The sequence below is a fragment of the Cupriavidus sp. 22TCCZM01-5 genome, assembly GCF_057798915.1.
Genome location: NZ_JBYOJR010000056.1, coordinates 21,839 through 27,918, shown reverse-complemented (window position 1 = coordinate 27,918; position 6,080 = coordinate 21,839). Strand labels below are relative to the sequence as shown.

Below are 6,080 nucleotides of genomic sequence, written 5' to 3'. Positions count from 1 at the left end.
GCCGCGCAGCATCTCGATGTCTTCGCCCAGGTCGAATTTCAGGCCAGGGAGTTCGGTCATGATCGTGTTCTTCCGTGAATGTGTAGAGGGCGCCGTGGTCAGGCGGTCTTGCTTTCGGTGAGGTTGAGTTCCTTCGTCATGCGTTCGCGCATGACGAACTTCTGCACCTTGCCCGTGATCGTCATCGGCATTTCGTCGACGAAGCGGATGTAGCGCGGGATCTTGTAGTGCGCGATCTGGTCGCGGCAGAACGCGCGGATCTCGTCCTCCGTGGCGCTCTGGCCCGGCTTGAGTACGATCCACGCGCAGATTTCCTCGCCGTATTTCTGGTCCGGCACGCCGAATACCTGCACGGCCTGTACCTTCGGATGGCGGAACAGGAATTCCTCGATCTCGCGCGGATAGACGTTCTCGCCGCCGCGGATCAGCATGTCCTTGACGCGGCCGACGATATTGCAGTAACCCTCGGCGTCGATCGTCGCCAGGTCGCCGGTGTGCATCCAGCCGTCGCGGATCGCCTCGCTGGTGCGGGCTTCGTCGTCCCAGTAGCCGAGCATGACCGAGTAGCCGCGCGTGCACAGCTCGCCGGTCTCGCCGACCGGCACGATCTGGCCCGTGGCGTCGACGACCTTGCATTCCAGGTGCGGCTGCACGCGGCCGACCGTGGACACGCGCTTGGCGAGCGGGTCGTCGGTCGAGCTCTGGAACGATACGGGGCTGGTCTCCGTCATGCCGTAGGCAATCGTGACCTCCGCCATGTGCATGTCGGCGACGACGCGCTTCATGACTTCGATCGGGCACGGGGAGCCGGCCATGATGCCGGTGCGCAGCGTCGAGAAGTCGAAGCGGCTGAAGTCGGGGTGGTCGAGCTGCGCGATGAACATGGTGGGCACGCCATGCAGGGCGGTGCAGCGCTCCTCGCTGACGGCCGACATGGTCGCAACCGGTTCAAACGCTTCGCCCGGGAACACCATGCAAGCGCCCGTGGAGACGCATGCGAGCACGGCCAGGACCATGCCAAAGCAGTGGTACAGCGGCACGGGAATGCACAGCTTGTCCTGCTCGGTAAAGCGCATCGCGGCCGCGATGTAGCGCGCATTGTTGACGATGTTCCGGTGCGTCAGCGTGGCGCCCTTGGGCGCGCCCGTGGTGCCGCTGGTGAACTGGACGTTGATCGGGTCCTTGCGGTCGAGCTGCGCGGTAATCGCGTCCAGCTCGGAGGTCGGCACGCCGGCGCCGCGCGCAAGCAATTCCTGCCAGGTCAGCATGCCCGGCGTGGGCGTGTCCTCCATGCGGATGACCCAGCGCAGCGCGGGCAGGCGGGCCGCCTGCAGGGCGCCCGGTTCGCATTGCTGCAACTCGGGGGCCAGGGCCTGGAGCATGTCCAGGTAGCGCGAGGTCTTGAACGATTCCGGCGCGATGACGGCCTTGCAGCCGACCTTATTCAGCGCGTATTCGAGCTCGGACAGGCGATAGGCCGGGTTGATATTGACCATGACGATGCCGACGCGTGCCGTGGCGAACTGGGTCAGCAGCCATTCAGCGCGGTTCGGCGACCAGATGCCGACACGGTCGCCGCGGCGCAGGCCCAGCGCGTGCAGGCCGGCCGCCATGGCATCGACGGCGGCGGCGAATTCCTGCCAGGTCCAGCGGATGCCCTGCTCGCGGAAGACCACCGCCGGACGCTGGCCGTGGCGCGCGACGGTGTCGGCCAGCAGGGCCGGGATCGTCTGTTCGCTGAGCGGGGAGGTGGTGTCACCCTTTACATAGGACAGCCCGTTGGCAGGCAAGGTCGTATCGGGCACGGGCCGGGGTGTCCCAGGCTGCATCGTCATGCTCGTCTCCAGAATGCGGCGTTCGGTGTCGTTCTTCCCATATTTTGAGCTTCACTCAAAATGGCAGAGGGAAGTTCTCGGGCGGTTTGGCGCTGCTTTGTTCTCGTTGTCCGGTAAAGTTATACCTCCGCTCAGAAAAAATCAACAAAAATTGAGTGTTGGTCAACTATCGTATAAAGTGGGTTCGGAGGCGCGCCCGGACGGGCGGCTGAGAGAGCGGGGCGGCACTTATAATGCGGACCTCGCGAATCACACCACGCAAGGACACGTCGATGCAGCAGATTGCGGGACAGCGCCGGGTGCCGGCGCGCGCCAAGGCCGAGCAGCGCATGCGCGACATCCTCCGGGTCGGACGGGAAGTGTTTTCCGAGCTTGGCTACGAGCGTGCGACCACCACGGAGATCGCGCAGCGGCTGGGCATCTCGGAAGGCACGGTCTTTACCTATTTCCACAGCAAGCGAGATCTCTGCGTGCGGGTCATCCAGGACTGGTACGACGAGATCATTGCTACCATGGAAAGCGGCCTGCCGCGCGAGCAGGGCACCAAGGTCCAGCTGGAATTCTTCGTGCGCACGCACCTGCGGCTGTTCCTGATCCAGGGCACGGGGCTGTGCGCGCTGGTGCTATCGGAAGGCCGTGCCAAGGGGCAGGGGCTGGATGAAGTGTTCGTGCCGCTGCAGCGCCGCTATACGGCACCGTTGATGGACCTGCTGGCACGCGCGCAAGCGCGCAAGGAAATCCGGACCGACCTGTCATTGCGCTTGTTGCGCTCGGCCATCCTCGGGCCGATGGAGCACATCCTGTGGGATGCGGTAGTGAGCGGGCGTCCGGTCGATATCGACCGTGCCGCCAGCGACCTGATCGCGCTGCTTTGGCCGGCGCTTCAGCCGCCCGACCTGGACGCGGTCGCACTCAAGCAGTTCTATGGGGAAGTGGGCGCGGCGCTGGCGCGCGTGAAGCAGGGCGAGGCGCAGCAGGACTGAGCCGCTACTGCGCGGACAGGAACAGGTCGGGAATGCCCGTGGCGTTGTCGTCCTGGAAGACGTCAGGCTCGCCGGCGAGAAAGACGGCAGCCAGGGTCGCGGCGAGCACGGCGATCAGGTAGGCGAGTCTGGCGTTCATGGCGGTTCCTTGAGGGCTTGGACTGCAGCCTCTGTTACGCACATGCCGTGCCACGTGCCGATCGCACATCCAGGTGCTCAGGCAGTCTCCGGAGGGCCCGAAAATGGTGGTGGACAGCCAACAGGCGCCTGATCGGCGTTGGGCCATGCCAGACTTCGACATGTCCCGGAATGAAAGAAAACGGCGCCCGCCTTGCCGCTTTCGCGGACAGGCGGGCGCCGTCGATGGCCCACGTGGAACGGGCCTGGCTGGCGTGCCGGTTCCTACATGCGGCCCTTCCAGGGCACCAGCCACGTCTCCGACTTGCGCATCAGCAGGTCGAACAGGAAGGCGATCAGGCCGATCAGCAGGATGCCCATGATGACCACGTCGGTGCGCAGGAAGTTGGAGGCATTGAGCACCATCTGGCCGAGCCCGGCGGTGGCCGCCACCATCTCGGCCGCGACCAGCGTGGTCCAGCCAAAGCCGATGGCGATGCGCATGCCGGTCAGGATGTCGGGCAACGCAGCGGGCAGCACCACGTGGCGGATCACCTGCCACGGCGTGGCGCCCATCGAGTAGGCCGCGTTGATCTGCTCGATGGTGACCGAACGCACGCCGGCGCGGGCCGACATGGCCAGCGGCGCAAAGCAGGCCAGGTAGATCAGCAGGATCTTGGAGGTCTCGTCGATGCCGAACCAGATCACGATCAGCGGCAGGTAGGCCAGCGGCGGCAGCGGACGGTAGAACTCGATGGGCGGATCGAAGATGCCGCGCGCGATGCGCGACACGCCCATCAGCACGCCGACCGGCACGGCGGTGAGCACGGCCAGCGCGAAGGCGCCGAACACGCGCACCAGGCTGGCGTGGAAGTGTTCCAGCAGCGGCTGGCCGCCTTGCACGTTGCCGTTCCAGGCATCAATAAAGGCCTTGATGATGGCCTCCGGCGTGGGCAGGAACAATGGCGGCACCCACTGGAGATGGCTGGCGGTCCACCACAGGGCCAGTAGCGACACCACGGTGACGGTGGCAATGCGCGAACTCGAGCCTTCGCCGGGCATGCGGTAGCCCGAGACAGTGCGCATGGGGCGGCGCGAAGCAGCCGGCTGGCCGGTAGCGGCCGGGTTCCTGGCGGGTGCTGCGGCGGCCGCCACGGTGGCGGCGTCGACCTGCTGGACGGGTACGGTCATGGCTTTATCCTCAGGGCGTGGCATGGATCAGGTCGACGATTTCTTCGCGGTAGCGGATGAATTCCGGGTCGGACTTGACTGCCCGTGCATCGCCGCATTCGATGTAGCGCCGTGCGAAGGGCAGGTCGTAGCTGTGCGCGATGCGCCCCGGCGAGGGCGTCATCACGATCAGCCGCGTGGCAAGGAAGAGCGCCTCTTCCACGCTGTGCGTGATGAAGAAGACGATCTTCTGCTCGCGCGCCCACAGCCGGAGGATCAGCGCCTGGATCGATTCGCGCGTGAGCGCGTCGAGCGCGCCGAGCGGTTCGTCCATCAGCATCACTTCCGGGTCGTTGGCCAGCGCGCGCGCAATGCCCACGCGCTGCTGCATGCCGCCCGAGAGCTGGTAGACAGGCTTGCTGGCGACCTTCTCCAGTCCCACCTGCGCCAGTTTTTCCTGCGCGATGCGCAGGCGTTCGGCACGGCCCACGCCGCGCAGCCGCAGGCCAAGCGCGACGTTGTCGACCACGTTGAGCCACGGCATCAGCGCATGCTTCTGGAACACCACGCCGCGTTCGGCGCCGGGGCCCAGTACGGGCTTGCCATCGAGGCGGATCTCGCCTTCCGACGGCTGCATGAAGCCGGCGATGCAGGACAGCAGCGTGGTCTTGCCGCAGCCCGAGGCGCCGAGGGCGACGACGAAGTCGCCGCGTTCCATGGTCAGGTTCACTTGCGACAGCGCGAGCGTCTGCGCGCCGCCGCGGCCGCCGTAGTTGACGCTGACCTTGTCGATTTCCAGCCGGGACATGACAGTCCTCCTGAAATATTGGGGTGTAGCTCGCCGCATCGCCGGCCGCACGGGCGGGCGAGGGCAGGTACGACAGCGGAGCCGGGCAGGCACCGCCGCGTGGCGATTTAAGACTCTAAGAGGCTGTGGTTACTGCGCGGCGCGCCGGACCCACTCGGCGTTGACGCCGCTGCTGTAGTCGGGCAGCACGGTCTGGATCGTGCCCTGTTCCTTCAGGAAGACCGCCGCCGAGCGCAAGGCGCTGGCCGCGCCGCCGCCGAGCCAGCGCGGCGAGGCTTGCTCCTGGAGCGTGGGGAAGCTGTACAGCGCCATGCTGGCCGGCACTTCCTCGGCCTTGGCGCCGGTCAGCCGGGCGATCGCCTTGATGTTCGGCGAGTCGGGGGTCCAGGCGGCCTTGTTATTGCGGTAGTTGTCGTCGGCGGCGGCCAGCACGCGTACAAACTTGACCATGAAGTCGGGGTTCTCGCGCGCGAACTTCTTGTTGGCGATCATGCCGTCGAAGGTGGCCTTGCCGGTCTGCGCGGCGATCTGGCCGGAGGTCGTCAGCACCTTGCCCGAGTGCTTGACCTTGGCCAGCACCGGGTCCCAGATGAAGGTGGCGTCGATGTCGCCGCGTTCCCATGCGGCGGCGACTTCCGGCGGGCGCATGTTCATGATCTTGACGTCCTTCGGATTGACCTTGGCCTGCTCCAGCGCGACCAGGGTGTGGTAGTGCGTCGTCGAAACGAACGGCACACCCACGCGCTTGCCCTTGAGGTCGGCGATGCTGGTGACCTGCGACCCGTTGCGGGCCACGAGCGCCTCAGCGGCGTTGATGTCGTCCAGGATCCAGAACAGCTCCACATCCAGCCCTTGCGACAGGGCCGAGGCGATCGGCGACGAACCGGCCTCGCCGATGGCGATCTGGCCCGAGGCCATGGCGCGGATCACGTCGCCGCCACCGGTGAACTGGCGGAACGAGACCTTGTAGCCGGTCTGCTTCTCCACCTCCTTCATGTCCTGGGCATAGCGCCAGGGCACCACCATGTCCTGATAGGCGATCACGACTTCCTTCGCCTGCGCATGGGCGGCCGGGGCCAGGGCGGCCGCCAGTGCGACGCCTGCAGCCAGTTGCTTGAACCAATGCATGATGAGACTCCTCGTAGATTGAGACTGCTTGCATGCCGA

The 6,080-nt window shown here is 66.1% G+C and carries 6 protein-coding genes; 1 reads left to right on the top strand and 5 read right to left on the bottom strand.

All coding sequences use genetic code 11. From position 1 onward, the window contains the following. Positions 1 to 98: 98 nt before the first annotated feature. Positions 99 to 1,835: an AMP-binding protein gene (locus tag AC3FNH_RS31290; RefSeq protein ID WP_488722847.1), complete on the bottom strand. Its 1,737-nt coding sequence runs from the start codon at positions 1,833 to 1,835 to the stop codon at positions 99 to 101. Between the two features lie 272 nt (positions 1,836 to 2,107). On the opposite strand from AC3FNH_RS31290, the gene AC3FNH_RS31285 reads away from it, so the two are divergent. Continuing rightward, positions 2,108 to 2,818, top strand: a complete 711-nt coding sequence (locus tag AC3FNH_RS31285; protein ID WP_488722846.1) for a TetR/AcrR family transcriptional regulator — start codon at positions 2,108 to 2,110, stop codon at positions 2,816 to 2,818. Between the two features lie 4 nt (positions 2,819 to 2,822). Here the strand turns inward: AC3FNH_RS31285 and AC3FNH_RS31280 are convergent, their stop codons facing one another. The 4 genes from AC3FNH_RS31280 to tauA all read right to left on the bottom strand — a co-directional run bounded on the left by AC3FNH_RS31280 (position 2,823) and on the right by tauA (position 6,041). Further along, the gene (locus AC3FNH_RS31280) at positions 2,823 to 2,957 is read right to left on the bottom strand and encodes a hypothetical protein (RefSeq protein WP_276100572.1); all 135 of its coding nucleotides are present in this window, start codon (positions 2,955 to 2,957) and stop codon (positions 2,823 to 2,825) included. A gap of 263 nt (positions 2,958 to 3,220) precedes the next feature. Further along, positions 3,221 to 4,021 (bottom strand): ABC transporter permease subunit, encoded by an 801-nt coding sequence (locus AC3FNH_RS31275; protein ID WP_276100724.1) that lies wholly within the window; start codon positions 4,019 to 4,021, stop codon positions 3,221 to 3,223. Between the two features lie 115 nt (positions 4,022 to 4,136). Then, a complete protein-coding gene (locus AC3FNH_RS31270) occupies positions 4,137 to 4,913 on the bottom strand; it encodes a taurine ABC transporter ATP-binding protein (RefSeq protein ID WP_276100571.1) in 777 nt (258 codons plus the stop codon). Positions 4,914 to 5,042: 129 nt separating this feature from the next. Continuing rightward, positions 5,043 to 6,041 (bottom strand): taurine ABC transporter substrate-binding protein, encoded by a 999-nt coding sequence (gene tauA / locus AC3FNH_RS31265; RefSeq protein WP_488722845.1) that lies wholly within the window; start codon positions 6,039 to 6,041, stop codon positions 5,043 to 5,045. Between the last annotated feature and the right edge of the window lie 39 nt (positions 6,042 to 6,080).